The sequence below is a fragment of the Denitratimonas organivorans genome (assembly GCF_037478135.1).
Lineage (GTDB): Bacteria > Pseudomonadota > Gammaproteobacteria > Xanthomonadales > Xanthomonadaceae > Denitratimonas.
The window spans coordinates 48,756-72,867 of record NZ_JBBHDV010000001.1; the positions used below are offsets into that span (position 1 = coordinate 48,756).

The 24,112-nt window shown below is 65.9% G+C and carries 20 protein-coding genes and 1 tRNA gene; 17 read left to right on the forward strand and 4 right to left on the reverse strand.

All coding sequences use genetic code 11. The features are described 5' to 3' along the window. Positions 1–9: 9 nt before the first annotated feature. Positions 10–915 carry an Hsp33 family molecular chaperone HslO gene (gene hslO / locus WDB66_RS00200; RefSeq protein ID WP_339396410.1) on the reverse strand — a complete coding sequence of 302 codons (906 nt, stop codon included), beginning with the start codon at positions 913–915 and terminating at the stop codon, positions 10–12. Between the two features lie 62 nt (positions 916–977). On the opposite strand from hslO, the gene mtgA reads away from it, so the two are divergent. Genes mtgA through WDB66_RS00220 form a run of 4 tightly spaced genes read left to right on the forward strand, consistent with a single transcriptional unit; the run spans position 978 to position 3,819 of the window. Further along, on the forward strand, positions 978–1,715 hold the full coding sequence (gene mtgA, locus WDB66_RS00205; RefSeq protein ID WP_489670800.1) for a monofunctional biosynthetic peptidoglycan transglycosylase: 738 nt from the start codon (positions 978–980) through the stop codon (positions 1,713–1,715). Between the two features lie 39 nt (positions 1,716–1,754). Continuing rightward, complete coding sequence (locus tag WDB66_RS00210; RefSeq protein ID WP_339396412.1) at positions 1,755–2,768, forward strand: glycosyltransferase family 2 protein; 1,014 nt, start codon at positions 1,755–1,757, stop codon at positions 2,766–2,768. A 22-nt stretch (positions 2,769–2,790) separates the two neighbouring features. Next, the gene (locus WDB66_RS00215; protein ID WP_339396413.1) at positions 2,791–3,309 is read left to right on the forward strand and encodes an RNA polymerase sigma factor; all 519 of its coding nucleotides are present in this window, start codon (positions 2,791–2,793) and stop codon (positions 3,307–3,309) included. 3 nt (positions 3,310–3,312) lie between these two features. Continuing rightward, positions 3,313–3,819: a hypothetical protein gene (locus WDB66_RS00220; protein WP_339396414.1), complete on the forward strand. Its 507-nt coding sequence runs from the start codon at positions 3,313–3,315 to the stop codon at positions 3,817–3,819. 257 nt (positions 3,820–4,076) lie between these two features. Here the strand turns inward: WDB66_RS00220 and trhA are convergent, their stop codons facing one another. Further along, entirely contained in the window at positions 4,077–4,715 is a 639-nt protein-coding gene (trhA, locus tag WDB66_RS00225; protein ID WP_339396415.1) for a PAQR family membrane homeostasis protein TrhA, read from the reverse strand. 173 nt (positions 4,716–4,888) lie between these two features. Between trhA and WDB66_RS00230 the strand changes: the two genes are divergently transcribed. The 13 genes from WDB66_RS00230 to WDB66_RS00290 all read left to right on the forward strand — a co-directional run bounded on the left by WDB66_RS00230 (position 4,889) and on the right by WDB66_RS00290 (position 19,953). Continuing rightward, on the forward strand, positions 4,889–6,274 hold the full coding sequence (locus WDB66_RS00230; RefSeq protein ID WP_339396416.1) for a glutamate--cysteine ligase: 1,386 nt from the start codon (positions 4,889–4,891) through the stop codon (positions 6,272–6,274). Positions 6,275–6,281: 7 nt separating this feature from the next. Beyond that, a complete protein-coding gene (locus WDB66_RS00235) occupies positions 6,282–7,157 on the forward strand; it encodes a UPF0149 family protein (protein ID WP_339396417.1) in 876 nt (291 codons plus the stop codon). Between the two features lie 68 nt (positions 7,158–7,225). Further along, entirely contained in the window at positions 7,226–8,380 is a 1,155-nt protein-coding gene (locus WDB66_RS00240) for a sensor histidine kinase (protein WP_339396418.1), read from the forward strand. Then, the gene (locus tag WDB66_RS00245; protein ID WP_339396419.1) at positions 8,377–9,018 is read left to right on the forward strand and encodes a response regulator; all 642 of its coding nucleotides are present in this window, start codon (positions 8,377–8,379) and stop codon (positions 9,016–9,018) included. The genes WDB66_RS00240 and WDB66_RS00245 overlap by 4 nt, the downstream gene beginning before the upstream one ends. Positions 9,019–9,348: 330 nt before the next feature. Continuing rightward, positions 9,349–10,521: a hypothetical protein gene (locus WDB66_RS00250; protein ID WP_339396420.1), complete on the forward strand. Its 1,173-nt coding sequence runs from the start codon at positions 9,349–9,351 to the stop codon at positions 10,519–10,521. A 223-nt stretch (positions 10,522–10,744) separates the two neighbouring features. Continuing rightward, positions 10,745–11,686, forward strand: a complete 942-nt coding sequence (locus WDB66_RS00255; protein ID WP_339396421.1) for an ABC transporter ATP-binding protein — start codon at positions 10,745–10,747, stop codon at positions 11,684–11,686. After that, positions 11,683–12,417, forward strand: a complete 735-nt coding sequence (locus WDB66_RS00260; protein ID WP_339396422.1) for an ABC transporter permease subunit — start codon at positions 11,683–11,685, stop codon at positions 12,415–12,417. Before WDB66_RS00255 ends, WDB66_RS00260 begins: the two co-directional genes overlap by 4 nt. Positions 12,418–12,426: 9 nt before the next feature. Next, the gene (locus WDB66_RS00265) at positions 12,427–14,292 is read left to right on the forward strand and encodes a Gldg family protein (RefSeq protein WP_339396423.1); all 1,866 of its coding nucleotides are present in this window, start codon (positions 12,427–12,429) and stop codon (positions 14,290–14,292) included. After that, a complete protein-coding gene (locus WDB66_RS00270; protein WP_339396424.1) occupies positions 14,289–15,410 on the forward strand; it encodes a DUF4340 domain-containing protein in 1,122 nt (373 codons plus the stop codon). The genes WDB66_RS00265 and WDB66_RS00270 overlap by 4 nt, the downstream gene beginning before the upstream one ends. 4 nt (positions 15,411–15,414) lie before the next feature. After that, complete coding sequence (locus WDB66_RS00275) at positions 15,415–15,816, forward strand: DUF423 domain-containing protein (protein ID WP_339396425.1); 402 nt, start codon at positions 15,415–15,417, stop codon at positions 15,814–15,816. 105 nt (positions 15,817–15,921) lie between these two features. Continuing rightward, entirely contained in the window at positions 15,922–18,768 is a 2,847-nt protein-coding gene (locus WDB66_RS00280) for a penicillin acylase family protein (protein WP_339396426.1), read from the forward strand. Positions 18,769–19,110: 342 nt separating this feature from the next. Continuing rightward, positions 19,111–19,785 carry a DNA-3-methyladenine glycosylase family protein gene (locus tag WDB66_RS00285; RefSeq protein ID WP_339396427.1) on the forward strand — a complete coding sequence of 225 codons (675 nt, stop codon included), beginning with the start codon at positions 19,111–19,113 and terminating at the stop codon, positions 19,783–19,785. Between the two features lie 93 nt (positions 19,786–19,878). Next, a tRNA-Val gene (locus WDB66_RS00290) sits at positions 19,879–19,953 on the forward strand. A 225-nt stretch (positions 19,954–20,178) separates the two neighbouring features. On the opposite strand, the gene WDB66_RS00295 is transcribed toward WDB66_RS00290, so the two are convergent. Both WDB66_RS00295 and WDB66_RS00300 read right to left on the reverse strand, forming a co-directional pair. Further along, positions 20,179–21,462, reverse strand: a complete 1,284-nt coding sequence (locus WDB66_RS00295) for a lytic murein transglycosylase (protein WP_339396428.1) — start codon at positions 21,460–21,462, stop codon at positions 20,179–20,181. Positions 21,463–21,553: 91 nt separating this feature from the next. Continuing rightward, the gene (locus WDB66_RS00300) at positions 21,554–24,088 is read right to left on the reverse strand and encodes a hypothetical protein (protein ID WP_339396429.1); all 2,535 of its coding nucleotides are present in this window, start codon (positions 24,086–24,088) and stop codon (positions 21,554–21,556) included. Between the last annotated feature and the right edge of the window lie 24 nt (positions 24,089–24,112).

Below are 24,112 nucleotides of genomic sequence, written 5' to 3' on the forward strand. Positions count from 1 at the left end.
TCGGAGGTGTTACTGGGTCAGATCGGGCGCGGCGCTGGCCGCCGGCTGCGCGAACAGGTGGCCGATGTCGACGGTGTCGAAACGGTAGTTCTGTCCGCAGAATTCGCAGGTGATCGTGGCCACGCCATCGTCCTGCGCGGCGGCCATCGCCTCGCTTTCGCCCAGGCCCAGCAGCACCTGTTCGACCCGTTCGTGCGAGCAGGTGCAGGCAAAGCGCAGGCTCTGTTCGGCCAGCAGGCGTACGCCGTCCTCGTGGAACAGGCGGTAGAGCAGTTGCTCGGCCGGCAGCTCGAACAGTTCTTCGGGCTTCAATGTTTCCAGCAGTGCCTGGACCCGGTTCCAGGCGTCCGGATCGGCCTCCTGGCCGGGCAGCACCTGCACCATCAGGCCGGCGGCGCAGCCGTCACGCTGGCCCAGCAGCAGGCGCGTGGGCAGTTGCTCGGACTGGTCGAAATGGCCTTCAAAGGCGGTCGCCAGCGAATCGGCATCCAGCCCGACCAGGCCCTGGTAACGCACCGGCTCGGGCTGGCCGGGTGGCTGGGTTTCCAGGGTCAGCGCGAGCAAGGCGTCGTCGCCAAACTGGCGTGGTGTCAGCGGAGCCGGTACCGGTTCCTGCCAGTGCGCCAGCCCGCGCAGGCTGCCCGGATGGCGGTATTCGGTGAAAATCGTGCGCAGCGATTGGCTGGCCTTGAGTTGCAGCGAAAGCCGGCCTTCGATCTTGGTGTGGCCGCCGAACAGCGCCACCGCAGCCATGGATTCGCCGAGCAGGCGCGCCACTTCGGGCGGGTAATCGGCGTTGGCGTGGACGGTCTGCCAGCTTTCGCGCAGGCGCACCAGCACGCCGCGCACGCCGGCGCCTTCGATCAGGAAACGGTGCAGGACATCATCGTGGAGTGGCGTGGAAGCAGGCATCATCGGGATTCTTCACAGTGGGAGGGCACTATGGCGACGCCGGCAGCGGGCTTCAAGGCGTGGGGATGGGCGCAGGCATGACGCGGCGGCGAAAACCCAGGCGGTTGCGGCGCTGGCTGTGGCTGGTGTTCGGCCTGTGGCTGGCCAGTCTGGCGCCGGTATTGCTGCTGCGCTTTGTCGATCCGCCCACCAGCGCCTTCATGCTGGCACGGCACTGGGAAGCGCGTGGCGATGCGGATTTCCGCCTGCACTGGCGCTGGGTGGATTGGGAACAGGTGTCGCCGCAGTTACCGATCGCGCTGGTCGCGGCCGAGGACCAGAAGTTTCCGCAGCACCGTGGATTCGATCTGGACGCGATTTCCAGCGCGTTGGGCGAGGGCGGTGCCGACGGGCCTTCGCGCGGCGCCAGCACGATCAGCCAGCAGGTCGCCAAGAACCTGTTTCTATGGCAGGGACGCAGCTGGCTGCGCAAGGCGATCGAGGCCTATTACACGCTCGCGATCGAGCTGATCTGGCCCAAGCAGCGGATTCTGGAGGTGTATCTGAACATCGCCGAGTTCGGCGATGGGATCTATGGCGCGGAAGCGGCGGCGCAGCGCTATTTCGGCATCCCGGCCTCGCGCCTGGATGCCGGTCAGGCTGCGTTGCTGGCGGCGGTGCTGCCGAACCCGAAACGCTATCGCGTGGAGGCACCATCGTCCTACGTGCTGCAACGCCGTGTCTGGATTCAGCGCCAGGTGCGGCAACTGGGCGGCCCGGCCTGGCTGGAGGCATGCTGTGGCGAACCCGGCGCGACGCGGTAGCATGGCCGGCTTTCGACGGATCGATGGAGCAGGCAGGTGATGAGTTCCGTACGCCAGACCCTGGCGGTGGTCGTGCCGGCCTACAACGAGGCGGCGGTATTGCCTGAATTCAATGCCCGGCTGCTGGCGGTGTTTGCACAGCTGGATGTGGACGCCTGCGTGCTTTACGTGGATGACGGCAGCCGCGACGAAACCTGGGACACGATCACCACGCTGGCGCGTGACGATACGCGCGTGGCGGCGCTGAAACTGTCGCGCAATTTCGGCAAGGAAGCCGCGCTCAGTGCCGGCCTGGACCAGGTCGACGCCGATGCGGTGCTGGTGATCGATGCCGATCTGCAGGATCCGCCCGAGCTGTTGCCACAGTTCATCGAGAAATGGCGTGAAGGCTACGACGTGGTCTACGGCAAGCGGCTGGAGCGCGATGGCGAAACCTGGCTCAAGCGCGCCACCGCGGCGGCTTTCTACCGTGTCATGCAGCGCCTGTCCTCGACTGCGATTCCACCGGACACCGGTGATTTCAGGCTGATGTCGCGGCGCGCGCTGGAAGCCCTGCGTGGCCTGCGTGAGCGCCAGCGCTTCATGAAAGGCATCTTCGCCTGGGTCGGTTTCCCGCAGGTGGCGTTGCCGTACCGGCGCGACCCACGTCATGCCGGGGTCAGCAAGTTCAACTACTGGAAGCTGTGGAACTTCGCGCTGGAAGGTATCACCTCGTTTTCGACCGCACCGCTGCGGGTGGCGACCTACGTTGGCCTGGCCACCGCGCTGGTGGCGTTCGGTTTCGGCCTGTGGATCGTGGCCAAGACCCTGTTGTGGGGAAATCCGGTCGCCGGCTATCCCTCGCTGATGACGGTGATACTGTTCCTGGGCGGCATGCAGCTGATGGCGCTGGGTGTGATCGGTGAGTACCTGGGCCGGCTCTACATGGAAGCCAAGGCGCGCCCGCTGTACCTGCTGGACAGCTTCCACCCGGCATCGGGCACGGTGCCGCAGGCGACGGCGCCGTGGCAGGCACATGTGCCCGACGTGATCGCGGCGGAGGCCACCCGGTGAGCGGGCCGTGGAGCAGGGCGTGATGAGTCGGCGCCTGGAAGAATTGCTGGCGCGCTTCGCCTCCCGCGTACGTGCGCAGATCGCATCCAACGCATTGAATATCCACGGAATCGACCCGGATGACGTGGAGCAGGAGGTGCGCATCCGGCTGTGGAAGGCGCTGCAGCGTGACCCAAACGCGGACTTCCCTGCGTCTTATATCCAGCGAGTGGTGGTCACGGTGATCGTGGACGCGGTACGACGGGCGCAGGTGCGCGCTGCCGATCCGCTGCCCGATGCCGATGACGGCCACGAACTTCCCACTGTCGCGCCGGGCCCGGACCGGGTTGCCGCCGACCAGCGCAAGGTGGAGGAAGTGGCCCGCTGCATCGAGCTGATCCCGCCCCGGCGGCGTCGCCCCTTGCAGCTCTACCTGCAGGGCTTCGGCCTTCAGGAAACGGCCGACATGAGTGGATTGACGCTGGATGCCGCACGCAAGCTGATCTATCGCGGCCTGGATGAAGTCAAAGCGCGGATGCGCGACGCTGGATACGAGGAATAGGAAATGGACGAGGCACGCATCAGGGAGCTGTACCGCCAGCATGCACTGGCGCAGGACGCCGTGCACGACGGCCCGCTGGCCGAAGACATTCTCGCGGTGTTGTCACGTCGCGACTGGCCGGCCGATGTGCATGGCCCGCTGGATCGTGTCGCCACTTCGGCCTTGTCGTCGGATATCGCCCGCCTGATGGAGGGGCTGGACCAGGACATCGAACAGCTGGCCCGCGACGTCCGGCAGGAGCGCGCTCCGCGCGTGGTGCCGTTGCAGCGGTTCCTGCGCCGTGGCCTGGCGCTGGCCGCCGGCGTCGGTGCGTTCGCGGTGCTGTTCGCACTGGTGCAGGGGCAGGGCTCGCTTGAACCCCAGCCGGTGCCAGGCACAGCGCAGCTTGCGGCGGAGGCCGACGGCGCGGACGTGATCATGGCGGTGTCGTTTGAAGCTGCCGAACGCGGTCAGGTGTCGGCCGCTCCGTCCAGCCAGGACACCATCTTCCGCGGCGGTTTCGGCTCCTGATCGAGGGCTCCTGATCAGGGCGTTGCAACTCGCCTGCCGCGAACCGTACGGCGCCACCATCCAGGGTGCCTATGGAGCGAACCTGTTACCCCATGCGCCTCCGTCACCGGGGGCGTTTTTTTGTTCGGAGCATCTGAATAAGGCGCCATTCCGGCGAAAGCCGGAATGGCGCAGCGAGACTTGATCAGATATTCCCGTCGCGCAGCGGCGAAAAGGTGTGATGCGATCGGTGCCCGGTCACGGCCGGTGCGTCTGGCTCAGGCCAGCACGTGGCCGGCGACTGCGAGGAAATGGCAGGTGCTGCCGCCGATCACGAACGAATGCCAGATCGTGTGCGCGTAGGGAATGCGCCGGCTCATGTAGAAGAAGGTGCCGGCGGTATAGGCAAGCCCGCCGGCGAACAGCCATCCCAGCGCCCAGGCATCCAGCGCGCGCGTCATCGGCACGATGGCGACCAGCACCAGCCAGCCCATCGCGATGTAGATCAGCGTGGAAACGAGCTTGAAACGGCCGGTAAAGAACAGTTTGAACACCACGCCAGCCACCGCCAGCGTCCAGATCACCGCGAACAGGCTCCAGCCCCAGGCACCGCGCAGCCCGATCAGCGTGAACGGGGTATAGGTGCCGGCGATCAGCACGTAGATCGCGCAATGGTCGAACACCTTGAGCCGGGCTTTGGCGACCGGGTGCGGGATCGCGTGATACAGCGTGGATGCCACGTAAAGCAGCAGCAGCGCGGCGCAGAACACGATTGTGCCGGCCAATTGCCAACCATCCCCGTGCAGCGCCACCAGCGTGATCAGCACGGCACCTGCAGCCAGTGCGGCGGCGGCGCCGAAGCCGTGGGTAAGGGCGTTGGCGACTTCTTCGCGGAACGAGGCGGCGTGCTGGCTCATGGCACGCCACGATACGGCCATGACCGGAGCGCGACAAGCCACCGGCGCATCGTGGTTCAGCGCAGGCTGGCGGAATCTGTGCACTGCGGCCCCGACACCACCTGCGGCCGGCCCATGTCTTGCGGACTGGGAGTGCGGCCGCCATGCTTCGCATCCCCCCAGCGAGACCCGTCATGCAGGCCGAAACTTCCAGGAACGAACCGATCCACGACCGTCGTGTACTGACGCAGGTGCTGGCTGCCGGTGGCAAACCGCGCGAAGCCTGGCGCATCGGCACCGAGCACGAGAAATTCGGTTTCCATCTGCCCGTGCCCGGGCAGGATCCGGCGCTGGCCCTGCGCCCGCCGGGCTACGATGGCGAACGCGGTATCGGTGCGATGTTGCGTGGCCTGGCCGGGCTTGGCTGGCAGGCGGTCGAGGAGAACGGTGTGCTGATCGCACTTCAGCGCGATGGCGCCTCGGTGACACTGGAGCCGGCCGGGCAACTGGAGTTGTCCGGCGCACCGCTGGAGAATATCCACGAAACCTGCTGTGAAACCACCGGCCATCTGGAAGAGGTCAAGGCCGTGGCCGAACCGCTGGGCCTGGGCTTCCTAGGCATGGGTTTCCAGCCGAAATGGCGGCGCGAAGACATGCCCTGGATGCCGAAGGGCCGCTACAAGATCATGCGCCAGTACATGCCTAAGGTCGGCACGCTCGGCCTGGACATGATGACCCGCACCTGCACGGTGCAGGTGAACCTGGATTTCGCCAACGAAGCGGACATGGTGAAGAAGTTCCGGGTCTCGCTGGCGCTGCAGCCGGTGGCCACGGCGCTGTTCGCCGATTCGCCGTTCACCGAAGGCCGGCCGAACGGATTTCTCTCCTACCGCTCGCACATCTGGACCGATACCGATCCGGACCGCACCGGCATGCTGGATTTCGTGTTCGAGGACGGCTTCGGCTACGAACGCTATGTCGACTACCTGCTGGATGTGCCGATGTACTTCGTGCAGCGCGGCAGCGACTACATCGACGTGGCCGGTCAGAGCTTCCGTGATTTCCTCGACGGCCGCCTTCCCGGCCTGCCCGGCGAGCTGCCGACATTGCGCGACTGGTCCGACCACATGACCACCGCGTTCCCCGAAGTGCGACTGAAGACCTTCCTGGAAATGCGCGGTGCCGATGGCGGCCCGTGGAACCGGTTGTGTGCGCTGCCGGCCTTCTGGGTCGGTTTGCTGTACGACGATGCGGCGCTGGATGCGGCCTGGGATCTGGTGCGCGATTTCACCCGCGCCGAACGCCATGCGCTGCGTGACGGCGTGCCGCGCCACGGCTTCAAATTGCCGTTCCGCGAAGCTACGCTGCGCGAACTGGCGCTGGAAGCGCTGAAGATTTCCCGCGCCGGGTTGGCGCGCCGCGCGCGCTGCAATCCGGCTGGCGAGGACGAGAGCCTGTTCCTGGACCCGCTGTTCGAGTTTGCCCTGGCCAATCAGACCCCGGCCGAGCGCAAGCTGGACTTGTTTCATGGGCCGTGGGGCGGTAGCGTCGACCCCGTTTTCGAACAGTTCGCGTACTGACTCCGCCATGCCAGCCATCGATCCTCCCGTGCCGCGCGCCGCCTCGCGCACCCGCTTTGACGATGCCGCGATCGAGCGGCTGGAGTCACTGCTTTTCGAGGAGTGCCTGCCGCAGGGCGGGCTCTCGCTGGAAGCGGTCGACGGGCTCTTCAGTGGCGCCCGGGTTTCACCCGGCCAGCCGTTGGAGCTGCCTGAACTGTTGCCGCTGGTGCTGGGTCGGGAAATCGCCGCCGCACCTGAAGAACTGCTGCATCTGTTGGAGCTGATGTGGGAAAGCATCGGCCAGCGCATCGCACGCGGCCCGACTGATGACCCGTCGCTGTGCATGCCGCTGCTCGGTCTGCCACCGGCCGGCGAGGCCGACGAACTGGACGAGCAGGCCATGCTTGATGCCCTGGCACCCGACGATGGCAACGGTGAACACTTCCCAGTTGGCGCCAGTTGGGCGGTGGGTTTCATGCTGGCCTATGACTTGCGCGCCAGTGATTGGGAGCGGCGTCTGGACGAGGATGAAGAAGGTGCGCTGGATGTGGTCGACATCCTCTCGCTGATCCCGGAAATCGATCTGGATGAGGATGCCGACATGGACATCCAGGTTGTCGCGCCTGCGGCCGGGCAGTCCATCGAACTGCGGCATGACGAGGACGCGTTCGATCAGGATGACGACACTGAACAGGACGAGCCGATCAGCCTGGAAGTGCGGCTGGACATCATTGCCTCGCTGCCGGCCATCCTGCACGAATTCCACGGCATCGCGATCGACGAGCGCACTTCGCGCGTTCCGCTGCGGCGTGAGCACGAGCCGGGGCGCAACGATCCGTGCCCATGCGGCAGCGGCCTGAAATGCAAGAAATGCCACGGCGATCCGGCCCGGCTGCACTGATCCGCGACACCGGCGCTGCATGACCTGCGGCAGGGTCCAGCGCGCCATCCGGGGTCTATGATGCGGCCATGCTGCCCCATCTGAGCCATTCCCAGCTGCTGCGCTACGCCGGCCTGTTTACCTGGGCCTGCGTCGGCATCCCGCTGGTCCTCAACACCTGGTATTTCCACGAAGGCCTGTCACGCGCCGACCTGATCGCCTGGCGTGTGGTGTACTTGGCGTTCGGGGTTGGCTATTGGGTACTGACCCGGCGCCTGGGGCGCGGGCGCAACCGGCCGCTGGATATCGCGCTGCTGGTACTGGTTACGTTCTGCGCGATCGCGGTCAGTCATTTTTCCAACAGCGGCCTGGGTGGTGGCCTGCTGCTGGTGATCGCCGGCATTCTGCCGTGGGTGTTGAGTCTGCGCATCGGGTTGGTCTGGCTGGTGCTGCAACATGTGGCGCTGGTACCGGTGTTTGCCGGGCGGGCCGAGTTCAGCGTCATCGAAGCATTGCTGCAGGCGCTGTTCTACATCGGATATTCGACCGTGGCCTTCGTCACCGGGCTGGTGGCACGGCGCCAGGCGCAGGCGCGCGAGGAGCAGCGCCGGCTGATATCCGAACTGCACGCCACGCGCGCGCTGCTGGCCGAATCCACCCGGTTGAACGAACGCACCCGCATCTCGCGCGAGTTGCATGACCTGCTCGGCCACCACCTGACCGCACTGAGCCTGAATCTGGAAGTGGCCACGCACCTGTCCGACGGACGTACCCGCGAGCACGTGCAACAGGCGCAACTGTTGGCCAAGCTGCTGCTGACCGATGTGCGCGAGGCCGTCAGCCGACTGCGCGATGACGACACCATCGATCTGCACGAGGCCCTGACCGCGCTGGCCGAGGGGGTGCCGTCGCTGACCATCCACCTGGACCTTTCCGAACAGCTGGCGGTCAACGATCCGTTGCGGGCGCAGGTGATCCTGCGCTGCGTGCAGGAGATCATCACCAACGCGGTGCGTCACGCCGAGGCCGACAATCTCTGGATCGCGCTGGCTGCCGATGAGGGTGGCATTTCGCTGAAGGCGCGCGATGATGGCCGCGGCAGTGCCGGATTCGCCGCCGGCAACGGTCTGCGCGGCATGCGCGAGCGCCTGGCTGAACAGGGCGGGCGTCTGGCCGTCAGCACCGCCACCGGTGCCGGTTTCGCACTGGACATATCCCTGCCGATGGAGGGTCCCAACCCATGATCCGAGTCTGCCTTGTCGATGATCAGACCCTGGTGCGCCAGGGCGTGCGTTCGCTGCTGGACCTGTCCGAGGATATCCGCGTCGTGGCCGAGGCCGGCGACGGACGCCAGGCGCTGGAGGTGATCCCACAGACCGCGCCGGACGTGGTGCTGCTGGATATGCGCATGCCGGTGATGTCCGGTCTGGAGGTATTGCAGGTGCTGTCGGCACGTCAGCAGCTGCCACCCACGATCATCCTGACCACATTCGATGATGACGAACTGGTGCTGGCCGGGCTCAAGGCAGGCGCGCGTGGTTTCCTGCTCAAGGATGTGTCGCTGGAGCAGCTGGTGGCCGCGATCCACACCGTGGCCGGCGGTGGCTCGCTGGTGCAGCCGGCGGTGACCCAGCGCCTGCTGTCGGGCATGGAAACGATCCGCAACGATTTCGTCAGCCTCGGCCAGCCGGACCCGCTGACCGAGCGCGAAACCGAGATCCTGCGGCTGATGTCCGGCGGCTACTCCAACCGCGAGATCGCCAACTCGCTGGGCGTGGCCGAAGGCACGGTCAAGAACCACGTCTCCAACATCCTTTCCAAGCTCGGTGTGCGCGACCGCACGCGCGCCGTACTCAAGGCGTTCGAGCTCAAGCTGATCTGAGGGCAAGGATGTTCGGCCCGGCGTCCTGCAGGCGGCCGGGCGTTTCGCGCCGCACGGGCTCCGTTCCATATGCGGGCCGCTTCGCCCTTTCCGGGCCGGGCGGGCATGGCGCGCGTCCGGGCCGTGCTGAATGCAGGTTGAGCCCGGGGCTGATCCGGGCAGGCAGCGGGCGCCGCCGCACGGTTTGCGCAATGCCGTGGCCGGATCGGCCGAAACCCCGTGCGGCTCATGCTGGCTTCAGCTATGCTTCGCCGCTCCCGGCCGGGAAGACGCAATGCCGTCCTTTTCCGATCGGGTGTGGCGAGCAAGGAGCCCCCCGGAGAATCCCGAATGACCCGTTTTTTTGAGTTGCTGACGTCCGTTTTGATCGTGGTCGCACTGTTCGTGCTGGTCGGCGTGTTCCTGCCCGACAAGCGCACGGTGCAGCACAGTGTGGAAACCAGTCATCCCCTGCGGCAGGTGTATGACACCCTGAACAGCTTCAAGCGTTTCACCGACTGGAATCCGTTGCGTCAGCACGACCCGCAGGTGGAGTACACGATTTCCGGCCCCGAGCGCGGTGTCGGTGCGCATCTGGAATACAAGTCGGCCCGCCCGGAGATCGGCGAGGGCACCTGGCGCATCAGCGAGAGCGAGCCCGATGCACTGGTGCGCTACGCGGTCTACAACGATGCCTACGGCCAGAACAAGAACCACCTGCTGACGCTGAGCCAGCGCGGCAAGGTCGTCACCATCGACTGGCTGTATTCGGTCGATTACGGCTGGAACCTGCTGGGCCGCTACGCCGGCCTGTACGTGGACCGCACCGCCGGTGACGACATCAAGCGCGGTGCCGCCAACCTGGCGAACCTGCTGGCTTCGATGCCGAACTTCGATTACCGCAGCCTGGATGTCCAGGTCGACCAGATCGCACCGAAGAACATCCTGTACATCACCACCACTGCGGATCGCAACATCACCGCGGTGGAGAATGCGATGGATGTGGCGCTGAAGGATCTGCGCGCCGCGATCAGTGCCAACAAGCTGGTGGAAGCCGGTCGGCCGCGTCTGATCACCACCAGTTTCGGTGCGGAAAAGTATGAGTTCGATGTCGCTATTCCGGTCGCACTGCCGAGGCCGGATACGGAGCTGGATGCTGATGCTCCGGCCAATGGCGGCGACGAGCCGGCAGCCAACGGCGAAGCCGAGGCGGTTGCCGACAGCGATGGTGAAGCCGCTGATGAAGCCGAAGCCGACGAGACCCTGCTGGCCGCCCCCGAGCCGCTGGAAGGCCTGAACCTGCCGGACAACGTCCACAGCGGGCAGAGCTACGGCGGTCGTGTGGTGGTGGCGCCATACCGTGGCCATCCGGCCGCGCTGCCGCTGATCCGCGACCAGCTGCGTTCCTATGCCGCCGCGCATGGCGAGCAGCTGCATGAGCGTGCATTCGAGGAATATCTGACCGAGATTGACGAGACCGCCGCCGAAGACGCGCTGTTCCGCGTCTACTGGCCGATCCGCTGATCGACAATTGAAACACCGGCCGGCACGCTTGGACGTGCCGGCCGTTTTGCATCCCGGCGCAGCCGTCCGGCAGACGCCATCCGCTGCCGGGATCCGGTTTTCATCCTGTCGCCGCCGGCAGCGGGGCGGGAACTTTCATCTACTTTCGTGGTAATTCGGCGCGCGTTGCGGCGCTCCGTTCCCGACGGATCGGTGCGCTGCCCGCATCCCAAGGGAGAAAGCCATGATAGAAACCCAGAATTTGTCCAAACGTTATGGCCGCATCCAGGCGGTCGATGACGTGTCCTTCCGGGTCGAGCCCGGGCAGGTGCTCGGCTTCCTCGGCCCCAACGGCGCCGGTAAGTCCACCACGATGAAGATGATTGCAGGCTTCCTGACCCCCAGCTCGGGGAGCGCGAAAGTCTGCGGATTCGATGTGCGCGAGCAGTCGATCCAGGCCCGGCGCGAACTGGGTTATCTGTCCGAAGGCGCGCCCAGCTATGGCGAGATGACGGTCTGGGGTTTTCTCAACTTCATCGCCGATGTGCGCGGCCTGCAGGGCGCGCAGCGGCGCGAGCGGCTCGACGATGCGGTTGGCCGGCTGCAACTGGGCGGCGTGCTGATGCAGGTGATCGACACCCTGTCCAAGGGATTCCGCCGTCGCGTCGGTTTGGCCCAGGCGATCCTGCACGATCCACGCGTACTCATCTTGGACGAGCCCACCGACGGGCTGGACCCGAACCAGAAACATGAGGTGCGCAGTCTGATCCAGTCGATGGCGGCGCAGCGCACCATCGTGATCTCGACTCACATCCTGGAGGAGGTCAATGCGGTGTGCAGCCGCGCAATCATCATTGCTTCCGGCCGCGTGCTGGCCGACAGCACCCCGGCCGAACTGGAAGCGCGTTCGCGCTACCACGGTGCGGTGTCGCTGACCACGCCCGAGCCGTTGGCGGTTCGCGATGGCCTGCTGCGGGTGGAAGGCGTGGCGCAGGTCGAGATCGACGCGCAGGATGGGCGCATCACCGCGTTCCCGCGCGCCGGGCAGAAGATCTTCGAGCAGGTCGGCGAGTTCCTGCGCAGCCAGTCGGTGCCGGTCAGCGAGGTACAGCTGGAGCGCGGTCGTCTCGACGAGGTGTTCCGCAACATCACCCAGGCGGCGCAGCCCGCGAAGGAGGCCGCATGAACCCGGTCCGCGCGATCTTCAAGCGCGAGCTGGCGAGCTATTTCGCCACGCCCGTCGCGTATGTGTTCATCGTGATCTTCCTGGTGCTAGCCGGCGCTTTCACGTTCTATCTGGGCGGCTTCTACGAGCGCGGCCAGGCCGATCTGCAACCGTTCTTCAATTTCCACCCGTGGCTGTACCTGTTCCTGGTGCCGGCGGTGTCGATGCGCCTGTGGAGCGAGGAGCGCAAGAGCGGCACGATCGAATTGCTGCTGACATTGCCGGTGACGATGTGGCAGGCGGTGCTGGGCAAGTTCCTGGCGGCCTGGGCCTTCATCTGCATCGCGCTGGCGCTGACTGTCCCGATCTGGCTCACGGTCAACTACCTGGGCGATCCGGACAACGGCGCGATCCTGGCCGGTTATTTGGGCAGTGCGCTGATGGCGGGCGCATTCCTTGCGATCGGCGCCTGTCTTTCGGCCGCCACGCGCAACCAGGTGATCGCCTTCATCCTGACCGTGGTGGTGTGTTTCGTGCTGCTGCTGGCGGGCTTTTCGCTGGTGCTGGAAGCGATCAGCGCGATCTTCCCGCAGGGCGTGGTCGATGCGGTCGCCGGGCTCAGCTTCCTGACCCATTTCTCGGCCATCGCCAAGGGCGTGGTCGACCTGCGCGACGCGCTGTATTTCGTGCTCACCATCGTGTTCTGGCTGGTCGCCTGCGCGCTGGTGATCGACCTCAGGAAAGCCGATTGAGGGCCTGACATGACAATCAATCAACGACGCATTTCCACCGGCGTCGCGCTGCTGGCGCTGGCGCTGCTGTTCATCGCCCTGGTAGTGCTGGGCAATATCGTGCTGCGCGGTGCGCGCGTGGACCTGACCCAGAACCGGCTGTACACGCTGACCGAAGGCACCCGCGCGATCATCGGCAAGCTGGATGAGCCGGTGAACCTGAACTTCTACTATTCCGACCACGCCGCACGCGATCTGCCGCAGCTGCGCACCTATGCCACCCGCGTGCGCGAGATGCTGGAGGAAATGGCGGCGCGCTCGGGCGGCAAACTGCGCCTGGCGGTGATCGACCCGCAGCCGTTCTCCGAGGACGAGGACCGCGCCACCGCCGCCGGCTTGCAGGCGATCCCGCTGGGCAACGCCGGCGACACGCTGTTCTTCGGCCTTGCCGGCAGCAACAGCGTCGGTGACGAGGCCGCGATTCCGTTCTTCCAGCCGGACAAGGAAGCCTTCCTCGAATACGACCTGGCCAAGCTTGTGTCGAGCTTGTCGCAGCAGGGCCGGCCGGTGGTTGGAATGATGGGCACGCTGCCGATGGGGCCGAGTTTCGATCCGGCCGCCGGGCGCCCGACGCCGGGCTGGATCATCGATTCGGAGATGCGCAATCTGTTTGAAATCCAGCGCGTGGAAACCAATGTCACGCAGATTCCGGACGAGGTTGATGCGCTGGTGCTGGTGCATCCGAAGGGCCTGGGCAGCGACACGCTGTATGCGATCGACCAGTTCGTGCTGCGTGGCGGACGGCTGCTGGTGTTCGTGGATCCGCATGCCGAGGCCGAGCAGCCGGGCCAGTCGGCCGACCCGACCCAGGCCATGTTCGATGACAAGTCCTCGGACCTGCCGGAACTGTTCTCCGCCTGGGGCGTGCGCTATGACCCCCAGCGGGTGGTGCTGGACGCACAACGCGCGCTGGCTATCCAGGTCCAGGCCGGCATGCCGCCGGTGCGGCATCCGGGTGTGATCGGGCTCGGCGGCGAGGATGTCAATCCGGACGATGTGGTCACCGCCCAGCTGGGCACCATCAACCTGTCCAGCGTCGGTAGTTTCGATCTGGCGCCCGATGCCGCTGTGACGTTGGAGCCGCTGCTGCAAAGCTCGGCCAATTCCAGCACCGTGGATGCCGAGCGGCTGCGCTTCCTGCCTGATCCGTCGACGCTGTTCGCCGATTTCAATCCCGGTGGCGAACGCCACGCGATCGCGGTGCGGCTCAATGGCACGCTCAAGAGCGCCTTCCCCGAGCGCAGCGGCGAAGGGCACCTGGCGGAAAGCTCGGAGCCTGCCAACATCATCCTGGTGGCCGATACCGATCTGCTCAGCGACCGCCTCTGGGCGCAGGCGCAGCAGTTCTTCGGGCAGCGCGTGGTCAACGCCTTCGCCAGCAATGGCGATCTGGTGATCAACGCGATCGACAACCTGATCGGTAGCGCCGACCTGATCGCGGTGCGTACCCGCGCCGGCTCGCACCGCCCGTTCACCACGGTGGATGCGTTGCGGGTCGAAGCCGATGCGCGCTTCCGCGCCAAGGAGCGCGAGTTGCAGGCGCGTCTGCAGGAAACCGAGGAGAAACTGGCCGCGCTGCAACAGACCCAGCCCGGCGGCAACTCGCTGTCGCTGAGCCCGGAGCAGCAAGCCGAACTGCTCCAGTTCCAGGAAGAAAAACTGCGCATCCGCAAGGAGCTGCGTCAGGTGCGCCGCCAACTGGACGAAGACATCCAGCAGTTGGGCGCCAAGCTCAAGTTCCTCAACATCGCCGGCGTGCCGCTGCTGTTGACGATCGGCGCACTGGTATTCGTCGGCTGGCGTGCGCGCCAGCGTGCGCGGAGGGCCACGGCATGAAGACCCGCATCCTTGTCATCGCCGCGATCGTGGCCATGCTCGCCGCGATCTGGCTGGCCTCCACCCGCAGTCCACAGTCCAGTGGAATCGAAGGCGGCGCCTTGGCGCCCGGGCTGGGTTCGCAACTGGATCAAGTCACCCAGGTACGCATCACCGGCGCCGGCAACACGGTGCTGGCGACGCTGCAGCGAGACGGCAGCGGGCAGTGGAAACTACTCGAAAAGGGCGGCTATCCGGTCGACGTGGAAAAGCTGCGCAGCCTGCTTTCGGCCATCGCACTGGCGCAGAAGATCGAACCCAAGACCGCGTTGCCCGAGCGCCACGCGCAGCTGGGCGTGGAAGATGTTTCTGCCGCCGATGCGCACGGAGTGCAGGTCGATATCGACGCCGGCAGCCATCAGTTCGCCATCGTGTTCGGCGACAACGTTGTGCGCGGCAGCGGCACCTATGTGCGCCACGTCGCCGAAGACCAGAGCTGGCTGGTCGGCAACAATATCGCAGTGGAACGCAATCCGGCCAACTGGCTGGTCAGGGAACTGATCGACATCGGCGCCAACCGCATCGACGCGATCCGGGTGCAGCCGATCGAAGGACCGGTGATCGAACTGGCCCGCAGTGCCGAGGACGACGCAGCATCGGATTTCGCCTTCGTCGAGCTGCCGCGCGGGCGCGAACCGGCCGAGGGTTATACCCGCGAGGCGCTGGCCGGGGTGTTGTCCGGGCTGAGTTTCGAGGATGTCTTCACGCTGGACGAAATGCCCGAGCCGGAGGCGATACAGGAAGCCCGCTTCAGTCTGCGTGACGGGCGCCGGCTGACGCTGCGCTCCTGGCAGCAGGACGAGCGCACTTTCGCACGCCTGTCGATGGCACTGGACGAGGCCGCCGCACAGGCCTGGATCGACGCGCGAACGGAACTGGCCGCCGACGAGGCGGAAGTTTCCGCCACAGGTGAAGACGGTGTGGCGCCGGAAGAAGCAGCGGCCGAAACGCTGGAATCCCTCGCCGCGCAGGTCGCCGCCTTCGAGCAGGTCCACCAGGACCGGGTCTATGTGCTACCGCTGTACAAGGCCTCCAATCTCAACAAGGGATTGGAGGACTATCTGAAGCCCAAGGAATAGCAGCGTGCACGATGCTCCGCAGCAGAGCGGCCCGGCCACGGCAAGCCCCGTGGCCGGGCGCCGGATCGCCGCCGCGCTGGGTGCGGTTTTCTGCGCCTGCGCGGTGGCACTGGGCGCATGGTCTGCGCACGCGGCGCCGGAACAGGCGCAGGCGCGACTGGATACCGCCACGCTTTATCTTTTTTTCCATGGTCTGGCGCTTGCGGTTTTTGCGCTGCGGCAACGCGGCTTTCTGTCCGCCATCAGCCTGGTCTGCTGGCTGGCCGGGTGCTTCCTGTTCTGCGGCAGCCTCGTGGCAGCCGCACTGTGGAACGCTCCGGCGGTGCTGGCGCCGTTCGGCGGCATCGCCTTCATGCTGGGCTGGCTGCTGCAGGCCGTGGCCGCTTTTCGCGAAGTACGCGACTGAAGTTGCTGCGGCGCAATGCAGGACTGCCTAGGCAGTAAACGGCGCAGGGCTTTTTTTCCCTACGGTGGGGTACGCATAATCGTGGTCCCAACCGGGAGGGAATTCATGAACAAGTATTTTTCCGCAGCGCGTCCGCGCACGCTGATCGCGCTGGCTGTCGCTTCGATCCTCGGCTTGGGCGTCGCCCAGGCGCAAAGCCAGAGCGTGACCCTGCAGGGGCCGGGGCTGGCCAATCCGGGCACGATCACCTGGGACGCGGAAGGCGTGCCGACGGTGGTCGGCGCCACCGACGAGGACGCCGCCTGGCTGATGGGTTATGCCCACGCCAGCACCCGCTTCTTCCAGATGGATACGTTGCGCCGTGGCGCCAGCGGCACCGTGGCTGAAGTGGTCGGCGCCGCCGGTCTGGCGCAGGATATCCAGGTCCGCACCCTGGGCCTGCGCCGTGCCGCATGGGAAACCTGGGCCAAGGCTTCGCCGCAGCTGCGTGCCCAGCTCAAGTCCTATGCCGACGGCGTCAATGCCTGGCTTGCGACCCATCCGCTGCCGATCGAATACGGCGCGCTGGAGCTGACTTCGGCCGATCCGTGGACGCCGGTGGATTCGGTCGTGATCGGCAAACTGCTGGCCTATCAGCTCTCGTTCGATCTGGAAATCGACTACACCATCCGCCTGGGGGCCTATCAGCAGGCCGGTGCCGCTGCGGGCTTCGATGGCAATGCCTTGTTCTTTGGCGATACCCACCGCTCGGCGCCGCCGGATGCGCGGGCCTCGATCCCCGATTTCGTGCCCGGTGGCGGTGCCGCTGCGGACGCCGCAAACGCCAAGCTGGCCGGTGAGCTTTCGCCGCCGATGCTGGATGCCACGATGCTGCAACTGGCCGAAAGTTACCGCGATGCAGTGGCCGACAACCCGATCATCGCCCCGCACCTGAAGCGGCGCGAAGACCGTGCCGGCAGCAACTGGTGGATGGTCGGCGGTGAACACACTGCCTCGGGCCGCCCGATCCTGGCCAACGATCCGCATCTGCAGCTGTCCACGCCGATGCTGTTCCAGGAAGGGCATGTGGTTTCCAACGATCCGCGCTATCCGCAGCCGATGAACACGGTCGGCTCGATCGCTCCGGGTACACCGTGGCCGATCCTGGGCTGCACCTCGGATTTCTGCTGGGGCCTGACCACCAACTCGCTGGACGTGACCGACACTTACCAGGAACAGTTCGTGCTGAACTCCTACGGGTTGCCGACCCACACCATCTACAACGGCGTGCGCGAGCCGGTGCTGTGGGTGTTCCAGAGCTACTTCGTCAATCAGCTCGATGGCGTGCCGGACAACGTGGTGCGTGACAACTCCATCGGCTACACCAACGGCGGCATCAGCATCGTCGTGCCACGCCGCAACAACGGTCCGGTGGTGTCGATCACCGGCAATACGGGCCTGTCGATCCAGTACACCGGCTGGGGCGCGACCTACGAGCTGGAGGCGTTCCGCAAAATGAATCGCGCGCGCAATCTCGAAGAGTTCCGCGCCAGCGTGATGGATTTCGATGTGGGCTCGCAGAACTTCGGCTACGTCGACAAGGAAGGCAATTTCGCCTACTTCGTCAGTGCCGAAGCACCGATCCGAGAGGACCTGCAGGCCGGCAGCGTCAATGGCGCACCGCCTTACATCATCCGCAACGGCGCCGGCGGCAACGAATGGTTGCCGGTACAGAACCGCTACCCCGGCCAGAACCTGCCATACGAAATCCTCTCGCCGGAGGAAATGCCGTACACGATCAATCCGGCACGCGGCTACATTGCCAACGCCAACAACGACCCGATCGGCACCACGTTTGACAACAATCCGCTCAACCAGCTGCGTCCGGGCGGCGGCATCCTGTACTACGCGCCGGGCCATTCCTCGTACCGCATGGGCCGGCTGGACCGCGAGATGCAGAAGCTGATCGAGCGCGGCAATGTGACGGTGCAGGACATGATCGCGCTGCAGGCCAATGTGCAGCAGCTCGACGCCGAACTGGTGCTGCCGCATGTGCTCAACGCCCGCGCCCGCACCGAAGCCTGCGGCTATGGCGAGGATGCGAAGCTGGGCGAGGCGCTGGACCGGCTGGCGGCCTGGGACTTCACCACGCCCACCGGCATCCAGCAGGGCTTTGACTACGGTGACAATCCGATGGCGCTGGCACCACCGTCGCAGGACGAGATCGACCGCTCGGTCGGTGCCACGCTGTGGGCGATCACGCGTGGCCAGCTGATCCGCAATACCATCGACCACACTCTGACCAAGGTTGGCCTGGGCAGCTATCTGCCGGGCGGCAACGAAGCCTACGCGGGCCTGAAGTTCCAGCTTGATGCGTTCGGTCCGCTCGGCGGCAAGGGTGCGTCCGGTCTGGACTTCTTCACTAGGGTGCCGGCCGCGCTGGCCGATGCCGCAGCTGATGTACGTCGCGACTGTGTGTTGCTGGGCAGCGTGCGTGACGGGCTGAATCTGCTGGCCAGCGACGCCTTCGCACCCGCCTTCGGCGGCTCCACCGAGTTGGAAGACTATCGCTGGGGCAAGCTGCATCGCATCACCTTGGCCCACACGCTGGGTGCGCCGCTGAGCGTGCCGGGAATCGCCGGCTATCCGTTCCAGCATCTGGGCGAAGGCCTGCCGGGCCTGGCGCGTCAGGGTGGTTACGACGTGCTGGATGCGTCCGGACACAACGCGCGTGCCAACAGCGTCAACGGCTTCACCTTCGGCTCCGGCCCGGTGCGCCGCTTCATCGGCGAAATGACCGACACCCCGACGCTGCTGCAGATCGCGCCCGGCGGGCAGGACGGTAACCCCGGCGACATGGGCTACATCAGCCAGTTGCCGCGCTGGCTGGTCAATGCCTACAAGCCGCTGGTGATCGATCCGGCGGTCTCCGAGGCCAGCGCCGTGGTGCGGATGGAATTCACACCGAAGTAACGCTTTTCAACAGCGGGAATCGGACGGGGCACGGAAACGTGCCCCGTTTCTTTTTGGCTTATCGGCAGCCGCCACGGCGTGGCATTCGGCGGTTTTCTGGCACTGCGCGGAAGCATGCCGATTGCTGCCATGCAGTGCGTATCGGCAGGCTTTTGCGTGATCACCGCGCGTGCGCGTGCGCCTGTGCGGGTGAGGGCGGACCAAGCCCGGATCCGTCCCCGGTTTCTGGTGTGAACATCGCGAGCCCCGGCACCACGATGTGCCGCAGCCGTCCGGATGCGACACTGGCGGCCTGCGCGCATAGCTGCATCCGCGCGGCTCGGTTCCGCATCCGGAAGAAACATGTCCACTCAACATCATCAACGCGGTTTCGATGTCGATGCCGCCCTGGCGCACGTATCGCGTCGCGACCGGCGCCTGGCGCGCTGGTTCCCGAAAATCCCGCCGCTGCTGCCTGATCCGCGCTGGAGCGAGCCGTTCGATCCTGTCGATGCGTTGGCGCGCGCGATCCTCTTCCAGCAACTCAGCGGCAAGGCGGCTGCCACGATCGTGGGCCGGGTGGAGCAGGCGATCGATTCCAATGTATTGCACGCCAACACTCTGGGACGGGCGGACGATCCGACGCTGCGCGCCTGCGGGGTGTCCGGCAACAAGCTGCGCGCGCTGCGGGATCTGGCCGGGCGCGCCGGACGCGGGGAGATTCCTTCGGTCGAAGAACTGCAGGGAATGGCCAACGAGGACATCATCGCGGCCCTGACACCGGTACGTGGTATCGGCCGCTGGACCGTGGAAATGATGCTGATCTTCCGCCTCGGCCGCGCCGATGTGTTGCCGGTGGATGACCTGGGCGTACGCAAGGGTCTGCAGCGCGTGGATCGCCTTGCCGACGCGCCCACGCCGAAGGAGCTGGCTGCACGCGGCGAGCGCTGGGCACCGTGGCGCAGCAGCGCGGCGCTGGCGCTGTGGCGCATTTCCGACCTGGGCGTCACGGCGCCGACGCCGCGTTCGCAGGAGTGATGCCCGACCCGGCGGATTCTGCTTGAGGCGCGCCGGCACGGATGCTATAGTGCGCGGCCCTCGCCCGCAGTACACTTGCCGGCGACGCGTTCCGGGCGGTTAGCTCAGCGGTAGAGCACTACCTTGACATGGTAGGGGTCACAAGTTCGAACCTTGTACCGCCCACCATCCAATGTGTTGAATTGACACGATTAATTCGGATGGACCAGACAACCCGGCCAGCGTGCCGGGTTTTTTGTTGCGGTGGCTACGGAAAATCTTCGAAAGACCTGCGGGAAGCCACCCCCGTCGGGCGCGCGCTGATTTTGCCTTTCAGGGTCTGGCTGCGGTTGTGGTGGTGTGCCGCCGGCAAGGCAATGTCACGGCTCGGGGCAGGTCGGCGCAGGATGCCGGTCAGCGCTCCGTATCGCTGCTGTCGGGTACGGTGTTGCTTTCGTTGACGTGAGCGGGCCGTGCTTCGGATTGCAGTGCGTCGAGGATTTTCTTTCCGGCGCGGCCATCGGCCGGTTTGATGCCGAGGCGCTGCTGTTCGACGACGATGGCGCGCCGGGTCAGGCTGCCGATCAGGCCGTCAGCTTCTCCTATGTCGTGGCCGCGCGCCAGCAGCAGGCGTTGCAGTTGCTGGCGCTGGTCGCGGCCCAAGCCGGGATCGTCGGTGGGCCAGGCGGCCTGTTGCGGTGGTGCATTGCGCAACTGGTCGGCCAGCAGCACGATCGCCAGCGCGTAGCTTTCGGCGGCATTGTAGGAAAACACCGCGTCGTAATTGCGCAGCGCCAGCCACGCCGGGCCTTCCTTGCCGGCCGGCAGCAGCAGCGCGGCGCGGGTGTCGGAAGCGGGAACCGGTACGCCATCGATGCGTACGATGCCGCGCGCCTTCCAGTCGGCCAGCGTGCGCTTGTTTTTCCGGCCTGCCAATGAGGTGTCGAAACCGGCGGGAATACGCACCTCGTGGCCCCACGGCTCACCGCTGCGCCAACCGGCGCGCTTCAGATAGTGGGCGGTGGAGGCCAGCGCATCGGGGATGCTGGCCACCAGGTCGCGTCGGCCGTCGCCATCGAAATCCACCGCGATGCGGGCATAGGTGCTGGGCATGAACTGGGTGTGGCCGAAGGCGCCGGCCCAAGAGCCGGTCAGCCCTTCGGCGGAGAGATCGCCGGCGTGCAGCAGTTTCAGCAGTGCGAACAGTTCGCCCTGGAAGAACGCCTGCCGCCGTCCGGCACACGACAGCGTCGCCAGCGACACCAGCAGCGGGCGCTTGCCGAACACCTGTCCGTAATCACTTTCCACGCCCCAGACCGCGACCACCGTGGCTGGGTCGACGCCGTATTCGGCTTCCACTTGCGCCAGCGTCCCGGCATGGCGCGTAAGCATCTCGCGGCCCTGGGTGATGCGGCGCTCATCGACCAGCGCGGCCAGGTAATCCCAGATCGGCGTGGTGAATTCGGGTTGTGCGTCGAGCAGTTCCAGCACGCTCGGGTCCGGTGCCAGCGTGGCGGTGTAATGGTCGAAGGCCGCGCCCGGCACGCCGGCTGTTGCGGCCTTGCCGCGCAGCGAACCCAGGCAGCGCCCGAAGGCGGGATCAGTGGCGGGCGTGCCGGCGCGCGTGGCGAGCGCCGGGCTGGCCACGGTGATCGCAATCGCGCCAAACAGTGAAACGATGGGGGCAAGAAGTCTCATTGCCCAAGTGTGCGGCGTTGGCCGGCAGATTTCACCCTGCCGGCATCACGCTGGCCTGCACGATGAAAGCATCGTGCAGGCCGTACCCGTTTCAGTCCGCGGATTCGAAGCCGTCTGCGAAGATCAGGACCGGCTGCGGACCGGTCGATGCTTCGCAGGCATGGACCCGGATATCGTCGACATACCAGCCCTCACGCGTCATCGACGTGTCGGTTCCCAGGCGCCAGCGCAATTGTACGGACTGGCCGGCCCAGGCACTCAAATCCACCAGGGTGTCGGCGTAGGGGCGGCTGGTGCTTGGCTCACACCAGCCGGCCATGCCGGCCAACGGGTTCTGGAAGCTCCCAGAAATCACACCGCGGTACGGGTCGTTGAGCAGCGCACCGCCGGTGACCTGCACGAAGGCGCCGCCATTGGCCGCCACCTCCAGGACGCCGCCGTCCCAGCACGCGGTCGTACCGTTGTTCTCGATGTTGCGCCAGTTCTGGAATTTCAGCGTGATCGGGTTCTGGTCGGCGGGCAGGTCAATCACCGGCGAGATCAGACGCTGATCCGAGATGCTGCCGATGTTGACCGCGAGCATCGCATTGCCGCCGGAAACCGGACTGGGACGCACGGTGGAAGGGGCCCAGGTCTGTGCACCGATGCTGCCGGTGGTGGTGAAGCTGCCGGGGCCGGCACTGAAGTCCTCGCTGAACAGCGTTACCGTCTCGGCACTTTCATCGCAGTCGCCCGCGGCCGGCTGGGTCTTGAAGCTGAACACCGTGGACGCATCCGCCGTGCCGCAGAAGTTGCTGGCCGTGATGCGCCAGTAATACCAGGTGTTGGTGGACAGCCCGGACAGCGGCGCCGTGGTGCCGGTCACGATCTGGTCGGTCACGATGTTGGCAAAGCCCGCATCGGTAGCCACTTCAAGCCGATGTTCGATCACCGAAACGTCGGCATCCCAGCTCAGGATCGGCGCGATGCTGTTGCCGACCGATGCATTCGATGGTGATACCGGCGTGGCACTGTTCGGCAGATCGGCCGACAGTTCGAAGGGCACCGATTTGCTCAGCTGGTCGCCGCCGCTGCTGGCTTCAATCAGCAGGGTGTGGCTGCCGGCGGTGGCGCCAGCCAGGTTGGAGACGGTGAGGGTCGAACTGCCCGGAGGCGTTACCGTGGTGCTGGACAGGGTGCCGCTGGCGCCGCTTGGCAGTCCGCTGAATGCCAGATCGACCGGATCGGTGAAGGTTGCCAGGTTCTGGCCAATGCTGATGGCGACATCCACACTGTCTTCGGCTGCGCACATACCCACGGCCGCTGGCGACACCGAAAGCGAGAAGGGCGTTCCACCCTGGCCATCGATGAGCAGGACGCCGGTGTTGTCAGGGTCCAGCCAGCTTTTCAGCTGGGTGGCAGCGGTGCCGCCGTCGGCCCAGGACACCGAGACACGGCCATACCAGTCTCCATCGTTGTTGCCACAGGCGGCATAGCCGCCATGCAGTTGGCCGACGACACGTTTTTCCGGGTAGGGCGAGAACAGTGCCGAACCGGAGGAGCCGCCTTCGGTGGTGCCCTGTTCCCAGTTCCCCACGCGCCAGTGGGTCGTGCCGCTGCCGGGGGCGCCAAGGTAGGCGGCGGCGGTCAGCGAATCGTTCTCGAAACTGATGCGTTTTTCCTCGACTCCGGGGTGATGGATGGCCACCGCGCTGGAAGGCGCCGTGCCGCTGGCATCCACACCGGACCAGTAGAGGTTGAAGTCCGGATCGATCGGGTCTTCCATCTCCAGCAGGGTGAAATCGGATGCTGCGCGGGTGGCGCGCAGGATGGTGCCGGAGTTGAACTGGGTGCGTTGGCCATCGCCGGGCTGGCCGCTTGCCGGAGAACCCGGCGTGCGGCAGGTGGAGTTCTGATAGTTCCAGTAGACCACGATGGAGCTTGCATGCGCGGACGTGCTGGCACAGTGGTTGGCGGTGAGGAAGTACGGCGTGCCATCGCCGCGTGCGTTATTGACCAAGGTGCCGGAGCAGTAGTCCACGCCGGCGCGTGTGTACGCACCCACCGAGCGGATCTGGTCGCGCCACTGGTCGCCCGCCGGGCACACCACGTCGATATTGCAGGAGCCGGACTTCACCGCGGCGTAAGGGTCATCCAGATCCACGAATCCGGCATTGATCGAGCCCAGCGCCAGCACCACCTGATCCCGCAGGGCTACCGGTACTCGCAGCTCCAGCATCGCCTCTTCGCCGGCCACCATGGGCGTCCACAGCTCGCCGTGGGGCTTGTTGTCGGCTGCGGTGAAGGGGCGGATGGATGTCTTGCCGTTGCCGTCGAGCAGCAACAGGCTGGCGCCTTCCGGCAGGTTGTAATGACTCAGGCCCAGATTGATCGAGCGGGCGTTGGGGCTGTGGATGCGCAGCTGCCACACCGCCTGGTCGCCATCTTCGGACCAGGTGCCCACGTCGCTGGCACTGGCCGCCAGCACAAAAGGTTCGGCAATGCGCAGGGGGTGTCCCGGCTTGCTCGCGGCGATGTGGCGCGCGATCAGTTCGTCTGTTTTCAGGGCGGGTGTGACAAGGGTCTGGATGCCGTCCTTTGCGACTTCCACGGTCAGATCGCCCGTTTCGAAAGAATCCTTGGCCATCACCGGTGCACAAACACCAAGCGC

Excerpts from the sequence above, each read along its gene's own strand:
- hslO (WP_339396410.1), bottom strand. The coding sequence starts at position 915 with ATGATGCCTGCTTCCACGCCACTCCACGATGATGTCCTGCACCGTTTC.
- mtgA (WP_489670800.1), top strand. The coding sequence starts at position 978 with ATGGGCGCAGGCATGACGCGGCGGCGAAAACCCAGGCGGTTGCGGCGC.
- WDB66_RS00210 (WP_339396412.1), top strand. The coding sequence starts at position 1,755 with ATGAGTTCCGTACGCCAGACCCTGGCGGTGGTCGTGCCGGCCTACAAC.
- WDB66_RS00215 (WP_339396413.1), top strand. The coding sequence starts at position 2,791 with ATGAGTCGGCGCCTGGAAGAATTGCTGGCGCGCTTCGCCTCCCGCGTA.
- WDB66_RS00220 (WP_339396414.1), top strand. The coding sequence starts at position 3,313 with ATGGACGAGGCACGCATCAGGGAGCTGTACCGCCAGCATGCACTGGCG.
- trhA (WP_339396415.1), bottom strand. The coding sequence starts at position 4,715 with ATGAGCCAGCACGCCGCCTCGTTCCGCGAAGAAGTCGCCAACGCCCTT.
- WDB66_RS00230 (WP_339396416.1), top strand. The coding sequence starts at position 4,889 with ATGCAGGCCGAAACTTCCAGGAACGAACCGATCCACGACCGTCGTGTA.
- WDB66_RS00235 (WP_339396417.1), top strand. The coding sequence starts at position 6,282 with ATGCCAGCCATCGATCCTCCCGTGCCGCGCGCCGCCTCGCGCACCCGC.
- WDB66_RS00240 (WP_339396418.1), top strand. The coding sequence starts at position 7,226 with ATGCTGCCCCATCTGAGCCATTCCCAGCTGCTGCGCTACGCCGGCCTG.
- WDB66_RS00245 (WP_339396419.1), top strand. The coding sequence starts at position 8,377 with ATGATCCGAGTCTGCCTTGTCGATGATCAGACCCTGGTGCGCCAGGGC.
- WDB66_RS00250 (WP_339396420.1), top strand. The coding sequence starts at position 9,349 with ATGACCCGTTTTTTTGAGTTGCTGACGTCCGTTTTGATCGTGGTCGCA.
- WDB66_RS00255 (WP_339396421.1), top strand. The coding sequence starts at position 10,745 with ATGATAGAAACCCAGAATTTGTCCAAACGTTATGGCCGCATCCAGGCG.
- WDB66_RS00260 (WP_339396422.1), top strand. The coding sequence starts at position 11,683 with ATGAACCCGGTCCGCGCGATCTTCAAGCGCGAGCTGGCGAGCTATTTC.
- WDB66_RS00265 (WP_339396423.1), top strand. The coding sequence starts at position 12,427 with ATGACAATCAATCAACGACGCATTTCCACCGGCGTCGCGCTGCTGGCG.
- WDB66_RS00270 (WP_339396424.1), top strand. The coding sequence starts at position 14,289 with ATGAAGACCCGCATCCTTGTCATCGCCGCGATCGTGGCCATGCTCGCC.
- WDB66_RS00280 (WP_339396426.1), top strand. The coding sequence starts at position 15,922 with ATGAACAAGTATTTTTCCGCAGCGCGTCCGCGCACGCTGATCGCGCTG.
- WDB66_RS00285 (WP_339396427.1), top strand. The coding sequence starts at position 19,111 with ATGTCCACTCAACATCATCAACGCGGTTTCGATGTCGATGCCGCCCTG.
- WDB66_RS00295 (WP_339396428.1), bottom strand. The coding sequence starts at position 21,462 with ATGAGACTTCTTGCCCCCATCGTTTCACTGTTTGGCGCGATTGCGATC.
- WDB66_RS00300 (WP_339396429.1), bottom strand. The coding sequence starts at position 24,088 with ATGGCCAAGGATTCTTTCGAAACGGGCGATCTGACCGTGGAAGTCGCA.